The organism is Frateuria sp., assembly GCF_013362045.1.
Lineage (GTDB): Bacteria > Pseudomonadota > Gammaproteobacteria > Xanthomonadales > Rhodanobacteraceae > Frateuria_A.
Genome location: NZ_JABFWW010000253.1, coordinates 1 through 14,276 on the forward strand (window position 1 = coordinate 1; position 14,276 = coordinate 14,276).

Consider the following 14,276-nt stretch of genomic DNA (forward strand, 5'->3'; position numbering starts at 1 on the left):
AGGCCGACGCAAAGGATGCCGGCCAGGCCCAGGCCGAGCGGGCGCAGCCACCTACGCATGCGCGCGCCTCCCGGCCGTCCGCCGCGGCGGGCGCATCAGGCGAACGGAAAGGACGGGGCCGGCATGGCGGTGCTGCGCGGACAGGCGCAATGGCCGGGCAGCCATCGCCGGGCCAGGGAACAGAAAGACCATGGAAGACACGAAGCGGTGCGGATGCCTCTATGGTGGAGGCGGTCGCGTGCGGGGACAAGCAAGCTCACCCATAAGCTGGCACGCGTCTGTGCGCCTGCTCCGGGGCCGATGGCGACCCGGCATTCACTGCCGGCGCGCTAGCGTCCGGGCTCCCCCACCGCGGAGCCATGCCATGCCCAAGGGTGACAAGTCCTCCTATACGGACAAGCAGAAGCGCCAGGCCCACCACATCGAACAGAGCGAGAAGAAGGAAGGCAAGTCGCAGGACAGCGCCGAGCGCATCGCCTGGGCGACGGTGAACAAGCAGGACCACGGCGGCAAGAAGCACTGAGCGCGCCACCGCGCTATGGCAACGCCGCGGCGAACAAGCGGACGAGCTTGCCCGAGTCCGGGATGCGCACCGTTCCATCGGGCTCGAAGCCGAGCTTGCCCAGCAGCCCGATCGAGCGCGCGTTGTCCGGGTTGACGATGGCCAGCACGCGGCGCACGCCGGGCAGGCTGCGCACGTGCTCCATGATTGCGCGGGTCGCCTCCAGCGCGTAGCCCTGGCCGGTGTATTCGGGCAGGAAGGCGTAGCCGACGTCGATGCCGTCCAGATAGTCGCGCTTGAGCAGGCCAGCCATGCCAATGGCGGTGCCCGTGTCGGCCAGCGCCACGCGCCACATGCCGAAGCCGTGCTGCGCATAGCTGGCCAGCGGCCCGTCGCGCAGGAAGGCGCGGGCGCCCTCCAGGTCGCGCACTCCCTTGTCGGCGATGTGCTGCACGAAGCTCGGCTCGTTGAGCAGCCGCAGCACGAATGCATCGTCGTCCAGGGTCAGCGGCTGGATGCGCAGCCGCGCCGTCTTCAGTTCGCCCATCGTTTTTCCTCGCATGTCCGGCGCCACGTCGCGCCAGCACACGTTACCCTGTCGCAGGCCCGACCATCCCGCCCCTGCCGGAGAATCCCATGCGCCTGTGGCTCGCCCTGATCGCCGCGCTCGGCCTGGCCGGGCCATTGCCCGCGCAGACGCTGCGCGTGATGAGCTTCAACGTGCGCCTGCCGCTGGCCAGCGACGGCCCCAACCGCTGGGAAGCGCGCCGCGACCTGATGGTCAGGACCATCCGCGAGCAGCATCCCGACGTGATGGGCACGCAGGAGCTCTACAAGCTGCAGGGCGACTACCTCGTCGGCAAGCTGCCCGCCTATGCCTGGTTCGGCGAGGGCCGCTACGGCGGCGACCGCGACGAGCACATGGGCGTGTTCTACCGGCGCGACCGGCTGCGCGTGCTGGACTCGGGCAACTTCTGGCTGTCGGACACGCCGGACGTGCCCGGCAGCATCAGCTGGGGCCACCCGCTGCCGCGCATGGTCACCTGGGCGCACTTCGAGGACCTGCGCAGCGGGCGCCGCTTCTACTACTACGACACCCACTTCCCCTACCGCGACCAGGACACCTACGCGCGCAACCGCGCCGCACAGGAGATCCGCGAGCGCATCGCCAAGCTGCCGGCCGGCGCGCCGGTCGTGCTCACCGGGGATTTCAACACCGATCCGTCCAGCGAGGCGCACGGCGTGCTGACCGGGGCGCTGCGCGACGCGCGCGAGGCCGTGGCACACCCGCGCGGGCCGGAGGCGACCTTCCACGACTTCACCGGCACGCCCGACCGGCGCATCGACTGGATCCTGGTGCGCGGCTTCACGCCGATGCGCTACGACACGGTGACCACCCACGAGGGCAAGCGCTATCCGTCCGACCACTTCCCGGTGGTCACCGTCCTCAAGTGGGAGTCCGCCAAGCACTGAGCCGGCGGCACCTTGCGCCGGCGCTCAGCCGTGCGCCAGCGCGTAGTCGATCGCCGCGCACACCGCTGCCGACTGCGCCGCGTTGCACTGCTCGGCGCTGGCGCGCGGACTGTCCGGATACACCTCGGTGGTGGTCTTGTAGCGCGCATCGGTGATGCCCGCGCAAAGCCCCAGCCGGCGCAGCGGATAGCGGATCACGCCCGGCGCCACCACCGGCGAGCCGATGATCTGGCCGTCGCGGTCGGCCGGCGCGATGTGGGTGACCCTGGCCACCGCCTCGATCACCGCCTGCTGGAACTTCGGCTGCGGCGCCTCCTCGTCGTCTACGAGGTAGAAGCCGTCGGGGATCTCGCCGGGGACGCAAGGGACGCCATCGCGCGCGGCCAGCGCCGGGCGGAACTCCGACTCGTCGGTGTCGGTGGTCTCGTGCAGGTCGATGTGCACCAGCACGCGCTCGCGCAAGGGTTCGACCAGGCCCAGCAGGGCGGCCGACTCCGGCGCCGGGCTGTCCGGGCGGAAGGAGCGGTTCGGGTCGATCGCCAGCGCATTCCAGCGGTGGATGCGCTCGTAGGCCCAGGGACTCACGCACGGCGCGACCAGCAGATTGACTCGGCCCTCGTAGCCTGCAGCGTGCCGGTCGAGGAACTCCAGCGCCCCGTGCACGCCACTGGTTTCGTAGCCATGCACGCCGCCGGTCACCAGCGCGCACGGCAGGTCGTCGCGCCAGCTGCGGCTCCTGATCGCCAGCAGCGGATAGCTGTCGGGCGAGTAGTCCAGGCGGCCGTACTGGATCACGTCAAAGCGCGGGCGCAGGGCGTCGACCGCGCGCAACACGTCGGCCTCGTAGCTGCGCTGGCGGGTCTGGCGCGCCAGCCAGGCCGCCACTTCGGCCGGGCCCCAGGGAACGCCGGGTGTGCCGATCGGATAGGAGGCGGAAGGAATCATTGCGTCGCTCGCTGTGGGGCCATTCGAGCGCGGCACTCTAGCATCGGGCTGGGCCAGCCGTGGCAGGCGACGCGCCTGCCGGGCCCAGAAAATTGCCCTACTATCACTCGATGAACACACCGATTTCGCCGGCGCTCGACGTTACCCGCCGCGGCAGCCTGGCCTGCGTCGGGCTGGGGATGACGCTGGGCTCCCATCTCACGCCGCTGGCGCGCAGCCATATCGAGCAGGCGGACGTGGTGTTCGCCGCGCTTTCCGATGGCGTGGTGGAGCTGTGGCTGGAGCGCATGCACCCGGACGTGCGCAGCCTCCAGCCCTACTACGCGGAAGGCAAGTCGCGCATGAAGACCTACCGCCAGTGGGTCGAGCTGATGATGGCCGAGGTGCGCGCCGGCAAGCGCGTCTGCGGCGTGTTCTACGGGCACCCCGGCGTGTTCGCCTGGTCGCCGCACAAGGCCATCGCGATGGCGCGAGCGGAAGGCTTCGAGGCGCACATGGAGCCGGGCATCTCCGCCGAGGACTGCCTCTACGCCGACCTCGGCATCGACCCGGGCCGCTACGGCTGCCAGCACTTCGAGGCGAGCCAGCTGCTGTTCTACGAGCGGCGCATCGATCCGGCGGGATATCTGGTGCTGTGGCAGGCGGGGCTGGTGGGCGACCGTTCGCTGGCGCGTTTTAAGACCGGCTCGGCGTATCGCCAGCTGCTGGTGGAGCTACTCGAACAGGATTATCCGCTCGGGCATCCAGTGATCATCTATCGGGCAGCGACCCTGCCGATCGATCGGCCACGAATCCGCCATATGGCCCTGCGCGATCTGGCCCAGGCCACATTGACGCCGGAGGAAACGATCGTGCTTCCACCGGCATGCATCTTGAAGCCGAATCTTGCCATGCACGAGCGACTGGAGGCCCTGGACAGGCAGGACAAGACCGACGCCCTCGCCTGACGGGCGCATGACAGCGGGTGCATTTGCGGCTCTAACGACGAGTAAGATCAGCCCATGCTTCGCCATTTGTCGAGTGGCGGGTGGGACGGCACACATCCTACGGACTGATCATCCTCCGCAACAGGTAGGGAGAGAACATGGCAGACGCGATCGAAATGCTGGAGACCATCGGCCGTAGCGCCTCGCTGCGTCACGCCTCGGCGGAGGAACTGACGCATATCCTTGAGCGCGAGCTGGCACCAGAGGCGCTCGTTGCGGCCGTGACCCAGGAAGACAGCTCGCTGTTGCACGCGATGCTTGGCAGCCGCCTGAACCAGGTGCCACAGGTGGTCCAGACACCCGGGCGCGAGGAAGAAGAACCCGAGCCCGAAGATGAGGAGGACCCCCTCACCTCGGTGATTCCTAGCCGACCCAAGTAGAGGAAGCGATCGAGGATCGGGACCACGCGGCATGCTCCGGCTGCAGAGTTGCTTCTGGCTGTGGCCCGCCCTGGCGGGCCTGCTCTGGTGCGCGCCACCGCAGCCAGTCCGCGCCGGGGCGGTCACCACAAGTCCCACCGAGCTCATGGAACAGACCGAGCGCCTGCGCACGAAGGACCATGCGCAGTTCGCACGGTTGCTCGAACAGATCCACCGCCAACCGCCTGTCATGTCCCCTGGCGAGCAATGGCACCTGCGTTATCTCGATGCGTGGGAAACCATGTATCACGGGAACTACCTCAAGTCCGAGTCCCAGCTTCGCGAGGTGATCGACGGCTCCGGCGACCCTGGGCTAGCGGCCAAGGCATCGGCGCTGCTCCTTAGCAACCTGAGCATCAGTCGGCGCTATGAAGAAGCCTTCGTGTTGGCCAATCGGGTCACCCTGGCCCTGCCAGGCATCAAGGACCCGCAAGGGCGCTTCGACCTCCTGATCAACCTTTCGCAGATGCTGGCCTTGGCCGGACAGGTTGACCTGGCAGTTCAATACGCTCAGATGGCCGGGAATGCCTTGCCTCCCGGAGAAACCCCCTGTCGGCCCCTCTACATGCGGCTGGCGGCGCTCTATGACGGAAACCGGCTGGCCTCCAACGATACGGAACTCAAGCGCGGCATCGAAACCTGCAATGCAGCCAGGCAACCGGTCTTCGCCGACGCGCTGTGGCTCATCCAAGTGAGTCTGCTCCTGAACGAAAGCCAGCCCCAAAAGGCCTTGGCCGTGCTTGACCGGGTCGGTCCGAGCGTCCGCACCAGCCAATACCAGCCCCAGAACCTGTCCGTGCAGGTACAGCGGGCAGAGGCCTATGAAAAATTGGGCGACGATCGCGAGGCCAGCAAGGCTGCACTCGCCGCCCTCGCCATGAGCAAGCCCGGCGACGTCAACGAATGGCTCAAGGCCGCCTACGAGATGCTGTACAAGATCGAAAAGAGGCGCGGCGACACTTCGGCGGCGCTTGCCTACTACGAGCAGTTCGTTGCCCAGGACAAGGGCTACCTGGACGATGTCAGCGCGCGTGCGCTGGCTTACCAGACGGTCCAGCAGCATGTGCTCTCCAAGCGGGTGGAGGCCGAAGCGCTGAGCAAGCAAAACAGCATCCTTCGCCTGCAGCAGGCACTGGCCACCAAGGCGGTGGAAACCAGCCGGCTGTATATCGCGCTGCTGTTGCTGGTGCTGGCGTTCATCGTGCTGTGGCTGCTGCGGCTCAAGCGCTCGCAGTTGCGCTTCAAGCTGCTGGCGCGCCAGGACGGCCTGCTCAGCATCCTCAACCACCAGCACTTCATCGGCGAGGCCGAACGCGCCTTGCGCCTGCTGGAAAAACGGCCGGCCCCGGCCTGCCTCGTGCTGATCGACCTGGACCACTTCAAGCAGGTCAACGACAGCCACGGCCACGCGGCGGGCGACACCGTGCTCCGTCGCACGGTAGCCATCTGCAAGCAGCAACTGCGTCCGGCCGACCTGTTCGGCCGCCTGGGCGGCGAGGAGTTCGGCATCCTGCTGCCCGAGTGCTCGCGCGAGCAGGGCATGCAGACGGCCAACCGCATCCGCCTCGCCATCGAAACCACGCCCATGAACGGCGGCACCGTGTCGATTTCCGCCAGCGTCGGCGTGGCCGCCACCGACACCTGCGGCTACGCCTTGCAACGGCTCTGCATGGAGGCCGACGCCGCGCTCTACCGCGCCAAGCGCGCCGGACGCAACCGCGTGATCGCCGACACCGACACGGTCGAGTCGGCCAGGCCGGATGCGGCGGAGGAGCCGCATCCCCCGGCCACGATGCTGCGCGGCCGCCTGTTCGGCGCAGCGAGCGAATCGGCCGAACCCTAGGCTGCACGAAGAGCACGCTGCGGCCTGTACCGCTGCCCGCGAAGGCCGCGCTTCGTGCACCCCGCGGAATAAACCTGCCGGCGTCTCGTTCCGCTAGCGATGCCGCATCGTCAAAGGCGGCCGACATCCAACCGTTCGGCAATCCCACCGCAGCCAGGCGGAAGCTACCGCCTGCTCCGCATGACCGGCCGCTCCGCTGCTGCAGGCCGCATGGCGACCGAAGCCCGGATGTGTTGCTGTCCCGAAAAGGGGCGAGGCAGCGCTTGCTAGAGCTGCATGAGGCTGTAGCCCTTCTGCCCGTACACCACCGAATCGGTCAGCGCCGAAAGGGTGACCGTCACGTCGGGTGCCACGGCGCTGTCGGGCAGGTTGTGCTCGGCCAGTCCCTGGCTGCACACCAGCAACTCCACGCCGGCCTGCTTCAACGCATGGACGATCGGCAGATTGGGGTTCTTCGCCACCTTGGTGATGTGCCGGTAGGTGTCGTCCGTGGCCGAGGCCAGGGCGGCGTTCCCATCCAGCAGGGCCACGATGTGCACGTGCGAGGCGGGCACCTTCGACTCCGCCATCAGGTTGACCAGCCGTGCCAGCCGGTCCAGCGCGGGCAGCGCCTCGCGCGGATGCTTGCCATCGTCGGTCACGCGCACGAAGACCTTGTAGTCGGCCGCCGGATCCGGCTGCACCGCCGCGTCCGGCCTCGGGTGCACCCGGCCGTAGTCGGCGATCACCGGATGCACCCATGTCGTGGTGGGCGCGTCCGCCTCGCCCGCGCGGGCCAGCCGTGCCGGCAATGCCGTCGCGAGCAGGGCGGCTGCCGCCCATGCACAAGCGCCCAGGATCATGCTCTTCATGGTCTTCCTCCCTCAGGTGGCCGGCGTGGGCGGGACGATACGCGCTTCGCGCGCCGTTGTGGCGGCGAAGCCGGCCACAGAGAAATCGCCGGCATGGCCGCCGGAACGAGAGCCAGCGGCTACGCCCGCGAGGCGGGCCGCCGCCCACCACCGCGGCTTATTGAAACGTGCGGCCGTCGTGCTTCAGCCATCCCGCCGCGTGGCGTCCGGCCGGATCGAGATGGGTCCAGTGCAGCACGCCGCCTTTGGGGTTCCATTCGTACTCGCCGCTGTATTCCACCCTGTCGCCTTCCTTCAGGCCGCTGACGCGGGGAGCAAGATCGATGTTGTGCGCGACCAGCAGGGTCTGCCCCGACGGCAGGCGCAGGATGAAACGCTGATGGCGGCTGCCCTCCGTGTCATCCGGGAGGATGCGCACGACGATGCCGCTGCCCTGCACCTGCGTATGGCCGGCCGCGGCATCCAGCCGGACGCCGGACGGCGATGCCGGCGGGCCCACCGGCCCGCTGCGGGGGCCGTAGCCCTGGTAGCCCGCGTATGCGCCCACCACCAGCACGATCACCCACACCAGCTTTTTCATAGGTCTTCCGCGGGTCAGGCACCCGTTCGGTGCCGCGAGTTCCATGGCAGCCAGCCCGACCGAGCCGGCCTTGGAAGCGGAGGGTCCGACACAAACCCGCCGATGCGCCAGCCCTGCCCCACGCCACACGCCCTGCGGGCGAAGCGGAGAGCCCCGCGCGAGCTGCGGGTTGGATCAACGGGAGCCGGCGCCGCCGCGAAAGAGCGAGCCTGTCCCCTTTTTCCACCAGCGCAGCATCTGCCGTGTCCACGCGCCGGCCTGGTCGGGGTTCCATACGAAAGTCGCCACGCTCTGCGCCGGCAAGGTATACCGGAAACGCGTCTGGCCCTGCGACACGCCGACGCTGCGCGCATCCGTGTGGCTGTTGACCATCACCAGCGTGATCGATCCGTCGGAAGGATCCAGGAAAGCCACGTCGTTGATGTCCTCGTCAGGTTCGCTCGATCCCACGCGCACCGCACCGGGCGGCACGAAGCGGCTGAAATGCGCGAACGCGTAGTACTCGTCGTTGCGGCTCACCTCGCCGGTACGCGAGTCGATGGTGACCAGGCCCTTGCACAGGTCGCAGCCGCCGGAGTGCGGGCCGTGCTGCTCGTCCAGCGCCAGGTTCCAGTACACCACGCCGCGCGCCCATTGCCGGATGCCGGCCAGCAACAGGTCGCGGGCGAACCACATCAGTTCGCCGTTCGCCGCCGATTCCCAGTCGCCGCCGGAACATTCGGTGATGTAGGTGTCCTTGTCCGGATAGGCGCGATGGACGTCGCTCTGCGTCGATGGCGTGCCGCTGTAGCAGTGCCAGGCCACGCCATCGACATAGCGCGCGGCATCGGGGTCGGCCAGCACGCCCAGCGGCTGGGCCGGCTGGTCCCAGTTGTGGTCCCAGTCGAGGATGAGCGGCCTGGGCGAGCGGCGAGCGAGCGCCGGGCCCAGGTACTGCCCGATGAGGCGCGCCCGCACGGCGGCTGGAACCTCCATGCCCGGGTAGGTCTCCGGCACGAAGCCGGGCTCGTTCTGCACGGTCAGCGCGAAGATGGGGATGCCGTATCCGCGAAAGGCGTCGACGTACTTGACCAGATAGTCCGCATACGCGTTTTCGAACTGCTCCAGCAGCTCGCCGCCGATCAGGCTGGTGCTGGACTTCATCCATGCCGGCGCGCTCCACGGCGAGGCGATGATGCGCAGTTGCGGATTGATCGCCAGGATCTCCCGCAGCGTCGGCAGGAGTTCGCGCAGGTCGGGCGTGATGTTGAAATGCTCCAGCGAGGGATCGACCTGGCCACTGGGAAGGTCGTCCAGGGTGTAGGGCTTCAGCGAGAAATCCGACGCGCCGATGGTCAGGCGCGTCATGGACAGGTTGAGGCCCGGCGGCGGACCGAACAGCTCGCGCAACAGCGCGCTGCGCTGCGCGCCGTCCAGCCGGTTGCGCAGCAGCCACGCCGACGAATCGGTCAGCGCCGCCCCGAAGCCGACGATGGACTGGAAGGTGCTGTGGGTGTCGATGATCACGTCGCCCGGCTGCGGCGCATCCGCGGTCATCTCGATGGCCGGCTGCCGGGCCAGGCGCAGCTTGCGGTCGGCGGTACTCAGCCACAGCTCGACGATGGGCTGCGTCGGACGCGTCGCCGGCGGCGCCGCGGGCCTTGCCGCGGGCGGCGGCTTGCGGCGGGACGCATGAGGCAAAGCCAGGGCCAGCACGGTGATCAGCGTGATCGATGCGATGGCCACCCAGATGGGTACACCCTTGCGCTCATCCATGGCGCGCATCAAGCCCGTCACGCACGTAAGCGTTCACTTGCGACAACTCACGATCAACCAAACCCCTGGGCTTGCGCATGCAATCCCTGTGAAGAGTACAGCGTCGGGGCCGGTTCCAAAGTAGGGACGAAGCAAACATGCCAAGCCAGTCACGGCTTGGTGGCTCCGTCCCCCTGGCCTCACCCGACCGGAAAGACCCCACTCACCTCGTCGCTGGACCACTGCATCGCCGAGCCCGCAAGCGCCGGCGCGGTCGCCGGCGTACGCGCATGGCGCCGGCCTGGCTGCACCCGTGGGGCAGCACAAGGCAGGCCGGCACACCGGCCTGCCCCGCTAATTCCGTGCGGGGAAACGAATGAGAGCGGGCCAGGCTCGCCAAGGAGGCCTGCGCGCCCACGCAAGCGGTTCCCCGGCATCGTTCCTAATGCGGCGCATTGGCGCCCAGCGCCGCGACTTTTATCGGCACGTGGGTCTCGTGGTAGGGCACGCGGGCGGTCATGCCCGAACCCCAGCCCATCACCGTGCCGTCGGCGAGCAGCGCCATGCCGCTGAAGACGCCCGACTGGACGCCGACCACGCCGTGCAGGGCGGCAAGCTTGCCCGGATGGAGCGGCCCGCCCGCCTTGGAAGCCAGCGCACCGAGCCGGGCGTCGCCCCAGCCGACGAGGCTGTGATCGCGCAGCAGCACGAAGTTCGTCCCCGACCAGGCGCTGATCGCCACCGCGCTCGGGATGCGGGCCACCTTCACCGGCACCGTGCTGTATTCGGTGGTGTCCGATTTGGAGGCGGTCTGGCCGTTGTTCTCGCGTCCCCAGCCCATGATGGTGCCGTCCTTGAGCAGGGCGAGGCCGCCGCCCTCGGCGGAGGCGATCGCCACCGCATCGTGAATGCCCTGTACGGCCACCGGCGTAAAGGAGGTATCGGTGCCGCCGTTGCCCAGCCGGCCCTTCCAGCCGTCGCCCCAGGCAAGCACGCGGCCGTCCCGCAGCAGCGCCATGTCGCCCGAGATGGCCACCGCGTCGGCGACACCGCCGAGCCGCGTGGGCAGCTGCCAGCGGCTGACGCCATAGGGACCGTATTGCGCGGCTTCGCCCCAGGCCATCACGGTGCCGTCGTCCAGCAGCGCGTAGGACGCCCGTTCCGAGGTGGTGATCGCCACCGCATGGCGCACGCCGGTCACCTGCACCGGCGTCGGGTCGCTGTTGTAGTAGGAGGTGTAGCGCTCGGACTGCCGGCGGATCAACGCCGCGCTGCACAGCTCCCCTTCGTCGTTCTTGCCCCAGGCCCAGACCGTGCCGTCATCCTTCAGCGCCAACGCGTGAAAGGTGCTGGCCGCCAGCGCCACCACGTGATCGAGCCCTTCGAAGGGCTGCGGCGGCTGGCCCGGCGCGAAAACCACCACGGTGCCGTCGCCTTGTCGCAGGAAGTGCTTCGGGGTGTTGATGCCGTCGCCGGCCTTCGAATAGAGATCGACCGTCCAGTTCTGTACCGGCCTGAACCCCTCGGCGCCCGTCCGATCACCGCAAACGCCCAGCCCGGCCCAACAGGCCAGCAGAAACCCAAGAGCCCCTCTCTTCATGGCGCACTCCTTTTCGGGAAGGAAGATCCAGAAAGCACACGGAAAAGACGACGTAGCCGATCAAGCCGTCTGCTCTGTCCCATGCGGTGTCGCAGATGACGCCTGGACTGGTTACAGCCGTGCCCCTCTTTCATCGGCCTGGTTTCCGTACGGCTGCTGGAAGAAGAACGGTATCCGCATGCTTCGCTCCGCAGCCTTGCCCTTACCAGCGGACGGCATGAAGACCCACTGGAGAATGGCATCCAGCGCCGATGCATCGGCACCCGGCTGGCCACAAGGTTTCACGACCACAGCCTTCTGCACCGCCCCTTCGTGGCTGGGCGTCACTTCGACGACACCCCGGCAGGTCGCGGCAAGGGCGTGTGGCCGCAATGCCGGCGGGCTGTATATGACACGGAGAGCGTCGGGTGGCGGCGGGGGCATGGCCGGCATGCCGGTTGGATCGACACCAACCACGCTCAACAACTCGCCCGTGGAGGCATTGAAACGCATGGCAACGGCCAGGTCGCCACCCGGCGGCACAGGCCACTTCACGCGCTGCAATTGCCCGACGAAGCAACGGGTCAGGTTGTCGTCGGGCGCGAAGCGCACGTTGCCTAGCGAGCCATCTGCGCGCACGTATGCCGCCAGCGTGAGCGTGTGGAAGGACCGACCTGGCACGGTGCCGCCGCAGGCCTGCCGCGCCGGCGCGGCTACCTGGCGTTCCTGTCCAAACAGCAGGTGCACATAGGCATCCCCCCGCGTGGTGGCCGAAAGGATCACTGCCTGGGATACCACTTCGCCGTAGGACCGTCCCGCTTCTGCGTGCGACGGCGTCCCCCCGCGAGCGTACGCCAGCACCGAAAAGCCCATGCACCACACAAGACCGATTCCTCTACCGAGCCGGCGTGGCCATCCGTACGTACGGATTACGACGTGAGTGCTGGCGGTGCCTTCCATCAGATGGTTCTGTGCGGCGCGGCCAGATAAGGCGGCATTGGCCGTGGCGGGGGCGGAGGCAGCAGCGGATACAGGTGCCGCCTGCCGGGGGGATGCTTGAGCAGGTACTCGTGGACGTTGACCACCTTGTGGTCCGGCCCGAGCATGAAACCCGCCTGGTCCAGTACCGCATAACGCTCTGGCGGCAAATCCTTGCCGTCGTGCGCGACGTAGTCGCCCAGCAGGCGAAGCACGATCGCCGCATCGAGGAAGGGCTTGTTCGCAGGCAGGTCGTCCTTGTACATCGCCACCACGGCGGCCGAATGCCAGGTCGTGATGGTGCCGCCCGGGATGAAAATGAGGGTGCCCGCGCCGGCAACCGGGACGGGCGCGGCATCGGCGCGGTCGCTCAGCACGGCCGCCTGCAGCGTGGCGCCGTCAGCGGGATCGAAACGGCTGGCGGTCAGGCGCGGATCGTCGCGATCGAGCGAGAAGTAGGCAAAACCCTTGAACGCGGTCAGCTGCGCGCAACGGTAGATCCAGAAGTACCAGACCCGGTCCGAGGACGCATAGCCGTTGCCGTCAAAGCGGACGATGTAGTGCGTGTCGTCCAGCCGCTGGTCGCTGTACCCCCCGGTCATGCCGCGCTTGCCGTAGGCCGTCGCGCATCCGTGCAGCATGAGGAGAGCCACGGCGAAAGCCGCGCCCTTGATGATCCTGTCCATAGATTTCCCCCTATCACCGGCTGGCGCCCCCGGCGTCATGCCACGGGCCGCCTGCGCGGCGCCCAGACCATACCATGGCTTGTTTCTGGCGGCCGTGCTCGACCGAGACGTCGGATACCACCGCAACGCCTGAGTCTTCTTTCGCGGTGCGTGGGGCGAGCGGCCGTGACCGGCCCGCTCAAGTCCTTGTCCTTGCGATCAGAACCCCGGCGGACGCTCCCCGGCCACCGCGACCTTCGCCTCCAGCGCGCGGCCGACACGGGCCAGCGTGCCTTCCTCGAACAGCCGGCCGACCAGGGTCACGCCGTAGGGCACGCGATGCGGCCGGGCCAGCTTCGGGCGCGGGTGCGCCGGGTCGGGCGCCCAGTCGCTGCGCACCTGGTCCACCTCGACGAAGCCGGTGCGCAGGGTGAGCGAGGGATGGCCGGTCATGTTGGAGATCACCATCATCTCGTCGCGCAGCGAAGGCACCAGCAACAAATCCACCTCGCCCATTACGCGTGCCATCTCCGCCGCCACCTTGCGGCGCAGGCGGTCGGCCTGCACGAAGTCCACCGCGGAGAGGAAGCGCGCCTCGCGGAACAGGTTCGGCCAGGCGTCCGGCGTCTGCTCGCGCATCTGGTCCGCCGCGCCGGTGAGCGTGAGCTCCTCGAACGCGGCCGCCGCCTCGGCGAACAGCAACACGTTGAGGTCGTCGTAGGGCCAGTCCGGCAGCGACACGGCGGTCGGCGACAGGCCGAGCGCGCGCAGCTGCTCGAGTGCGGCGCGGTCCAGGTCGGTGGCTTCCTTCATCCAGCCGGGGAAGTAGCCGACCTTCAGGCCCTTCACCGGGACGGTAGCCTCGTAGTCCAGGTGCGCCGGCACGCTGGCGGTGTCGCCGGCGTCGGGGCCGCCGACGGCGTGGAGCACCAGCAGGGTGTCCTCCACCGAGCGGGCGATGGGACCGAGCTTGTCCATCGTCCAGCACAGCGTCATCGCGCCGGTGCGCGGCACGCGGCCGTAGGTGGGACGCAGGCCGGTCGTGCCGCAGCGCATGCACGGGCTGATGATGCTGCCCTGGGTCTCGCTGCCCATCGCGAACGCGACCAGGCCCGCCGCCGTGGCCGCGGCCGGGCCGGCACTGGAGCCGGAGGCGCCCTCCTGCAGCAGCCACGGGTTCATGGTCTGGCCGCCGAACCAGATGTCGTTGAGCGCCAGCGCGCCCAGGCTCAGCTTGGCCACCAGCACCGCGCCCGCCTCGTCGAGCTTGCGCACCACCGCCGCGTCGTCCTTCGGCACGCGATGGCGGAACGGCTCGGCGCCGTAGGTGGTGGCGATGCCGGCGGTGTCGAGCAGGTCCTTGGCGCCCCAGGGGATGCCATGCAGCGGACCGCGGTAACGGCCGGCGGCGATCTCCTTGTCGGCCTGCGCCGCCTGCGCCAGCGCGTGCGCCTCGCACAGCGTGATCACGCAGCGCAGTTGCGGATCGAAGCGCTTGATGCGCTCGAGGTAGAGCTTCGTCAGCCGCGTGGACGTGAGCTTCCTGGTGCGGATCCACGCGCCGAGCTGGGCCACGGAAGCGAAGGCGATGTCCTCGTCATTCGCCGGCAGCGGCGCGGCCGGCACCTTCGCGGGCACGAAGCGATCGTGCGCGGAACCGACGTGCATGTGCCCCATCGCCGGGAACCAGGTGGTGGCCGGCGCCAGCCCCTCCTCCAGCG

At 68.6% G+C, this 14,276-nt stretch carries 14 protein-coding genes; 5 read left to right on the top strand and 9 right to left on the bottom strand.

Annotated features, from left to right (window positions below; translation table 11 throughout):
- Positions 1–364: 364 nt before the first annotated feature.
- Positions 365–523 carry a hypothetical protein gene (locus tag HOQ08_RS12000; protein ID WP_291195081.1) on the top strand — a complete coding sequence of 53 codons (159 nt, stop codon included), beginning with the start codon at positions 365–367 and terminating at the stop codon, positions 521–523.
- 13 nt (positions 524–536) lie between these two features.
- Here HOQ08_RS12000 and HOQ08_RS12005 read toward each other — a convergent pair whose 3' ends face one another.
- A complete protein-coding gene (locus HOQ08_RS12005; protein ID WP_291195046.1) occupies positions 537–1,049 on the bottom strand; it encodes a GNAT family N-acetyltransferase in 513 nt (170 codons plus the stop codon).
- An 89-nt stretch (positions 1,050–1,138) separates the two neighbouring features.
- Here HOQ08_RS12005 and HOQ08_RS12010 point away from each other — a divergent pair, with 89 nt between their 5' ends.
- On the top strand, positions 1,139–1,975 hold the full coding sequence (locus HOQ08_RS12010; RefSeq protein WP_291195048.1) for an endonuclease/exonuclease/phosphatase family protein: 837 nt from the start codon (positions 1,139–1,141) through the stop codon (positions 1,973–1,975).
- A 24-nt stretch (positions 1,976–1,999) separates the two neighbouring features.
- On the opposite strand, the gene HOQ08_RS12015 is transcribed toward HOQ08_RS12010, so the two are convergent.
- Positions 2,000–2,920: a M14 family metallocarboxypeptidase gene (locus HOQ08_RS12015; protein ID WP_291195050.1), complete on the bottom strand. Its 921-nt coding sequence runs from the start codon at positions 2,918–2,920 to the stop codon at positions 2,000–2,002.
- Between the two features lie 110 nt (positions 2,921–3,030).
- On the opposite strand from HOQ08_RS12015, the gene HOQ08_RS12020 reads away from it, so the two are divergent.
- The 3 genes from HOQ08_RS12020 to HOQ08_RS12030 all read left to right on the top strand — a co-directional run bounded on the left by HOQ08_RS12020 (position 3,031) and on the right by HOQ08_RS12030 (position 6,168).
- Positions 3,031–3,867: an SAM-dependent methyltransferase gene (locus HOQ08_RS12020; RefSeq protein WP_291195052.1), complete on the top strand. Its 837-nt coding sequence runs from the start codon at positions 3,031–3,033 to the stop codon at positions 3,865–3,867.
- Positions 3,868–4,004: 137 nt separating this feature from the next.
- Positions 4,005–4,286 carry a hypothetical protein gene (locus HOQ08_RS12025; protein ID WP_291195055.1) on the top strand — a complete coding sequence of 94 codons (282 nt, stop codon included), beginning with the start codon at positions 4,005–4,007 and terminating at the stop codon, positions 4,284–4,286.
- Between the two features lie 31 nt (positions 4,287–4,317).
- Positions 4,318–6,168 (top strand): GGDEF domain-containing protein, encoded by a 1,851-nt coding sequence (locus HOQ08_RS12030; RefSeq protein ID WP_291195058.1) that lies wholly within the window; start codon positions 4,318–4,320, stop codon positions 6,166–6,168.
- Positions 6,169–6,434: 266 nt separating this feature from the next.
- On the opposite strand, the gene HOQ08_RS12035 is transcribed toward HOQ08_RS12030, so the two are convergent.
- The 7 genes from HOQ08_RS12035 to HOQ08_RS12065 form a co-directional block, all read right to left on the bottom strand.
- Complete coding sequence (locus HOQ08_RS12035; protein WP_291195060.1) at positions 6,435–7,019, bottom strand: DsrE family protein; 585 nt, start codon at positions 7,017–7,019, stop codon at positions 6,435–6,437.
- Positions 7,020–7,176: 157 nt separating this feature from the next.
- Positions 7,177–7,644 carry a DUF3465 domain-containing protein gene (locus tag HOQ08_RS12040; protein ID WP_291195063.1) on the bottom strand — a complete coding sequence of 156 codons (468 nt, stop codon included), beginning with the start codon at positions 7,642–7,644 and terminating at the stop codon, positions 7,177–7,179.
- 129 nt (positions 7,645–7,773) lie between these two features.
- Positions 7,774–9,354, bottom strand: a complete 1,581-nt coding sequence (locus HOQ08_RS12045) for a glycoside hydrolase family 30 beta sandwich domain-containing protein (RefSeq protein WP_291195066.1) — start codon at positions 9,352–9,354, stop codon at positions 7,774–7,776.
- 421 nt (positions 9,355–9,775) lie between these two features.
- Positions 9,776–10,933 carry a hypothetical protein gene (locus tag HOQ08_RS12050; RefSeq protein ID WP_291195069.1) on the bottom strand — a complete coding sequence of 386 codons (1,158 nt, stop codon included), beginning with the start codon at positions 10,931–10,933 and terminating at the stop codon, positions 9,776–9,778.
- 111 nt (positions 10,934–11,044) lie between these two features.
- Complete coding sequence (locus HOQ08_RS12055; protein ID WP_291195072.1) at positions 11,045–11,659, bottom strand: energy transducer TonB; 615 nt, start codon at positions 11,657–11,659, stop codon at positions 11,045–11,047.
- 212 nt (positions 11,660–11,871) lie between these two features.
- Positions 11,872–12,615 carry a hypothetical protein gene (locus tag HOQ08_RS12060; RefSeq protein ID WP_291195075.1) on the bottom strand — a complete coding sequence of 248 codons (744 nt, stop codon included), beginning with the start codon at positions 12,613–12,615 and terminating at the stop codon, positions 11,872–11,874.
- Positions 12,616–12,774: 159 nt separating this feature from the next.
- The coding region (locus HOQ08_RS12065; RefSeq protein WP_291195078.1) for an amidase at positions 12,775–14,276 on the bottom strand (1,502 nt) is incomplete at its 5' end.

Coding starts and splice junctions, on each gene's coding strand:
- HOQ08_RS12045 (WP_291195066.1), bottom strand. CDS start 9,354: ATGGATGAGCGCAAGGGTGTACCCATCTGGGTGGCCATCGCATCGATC.
- HOQ08_RS12040 (WP_291195063.1), bottom strand. CDS start 7,644: ATGGAACTCGCGGCACCGAACGGGTGCCTGACCCGCGGAAGACCTATG.
- HOQ08_RS12025 (WP_291195055.1), top strand. CDS start 4,005: ATGGCAGACGCGATCGAAATGCTGGAGACCATCGGCCGTAGCGCCTCG.
- HOQ08_RS12030 (WP_291195058.1), top strand. CDS start 4,318: ATGCTCCGGCTGCAGAGTTGCTTCTGGCTGTGGCCCGCCCTGGCGGGC.
- HOQ08_RS12015 (WP_291195050.1), bottom strand. CDS start 2,920: ATGATTCCTTCCGCCTCCTATCCGATCGGCACACCCGGCGTTCCCTGG.
- HOQ08_RS12050 (WP_291195069.1), bottom strand. CDS start 10,933: ATGAAGAGAGGGGCTCTTGGGTTTCTGCTGGCCTGTTGGGCCGGGCTG.
- HOQ08_RS12005 (WP_291195046.1), bottom strand. CDS start 1,049: ATGGGCGAACTGAAGACGGCGCGGCTGCGCATCCAGCCGCTGACCCTG.
- HOQ08_RS12010 (WP_291195048.1), top strand. CDS start 1,139: ATGCGCCTGTGGCTCGCCCTGATCGCCGCGCTCGGCCTGGCCGGGCCA.
- HOQ08_RS12035 (WP_291195060.1), bottom strand. CDS start 7,019: ATGAAGAGCATGATCCTGGGCGCTTGTGCATGGGCGGCAGCCGCCCTG.
- HOQ08_RS12020 (WP_291195052.1), top strand. CDS start 3,031: ATGAACACACCGATTTCGCCGGCGCTCGACGTTACCCGCCGCGGCAGC.
- HOQ08_RS12000 (WP_291195081.1), top strand. CDS start 365: ATGCCCAAGGGTGACAAGTCCTCCTATACGGACAAGCAGAAGCGCCAG.
- HOQ08_RS12060 (WP_291195075.1), bottom strand. CDS start 12,615: ATGACGCCGGGGGCGCCAGCCGGTGATAGGGGGAAATCTATGGACAGG.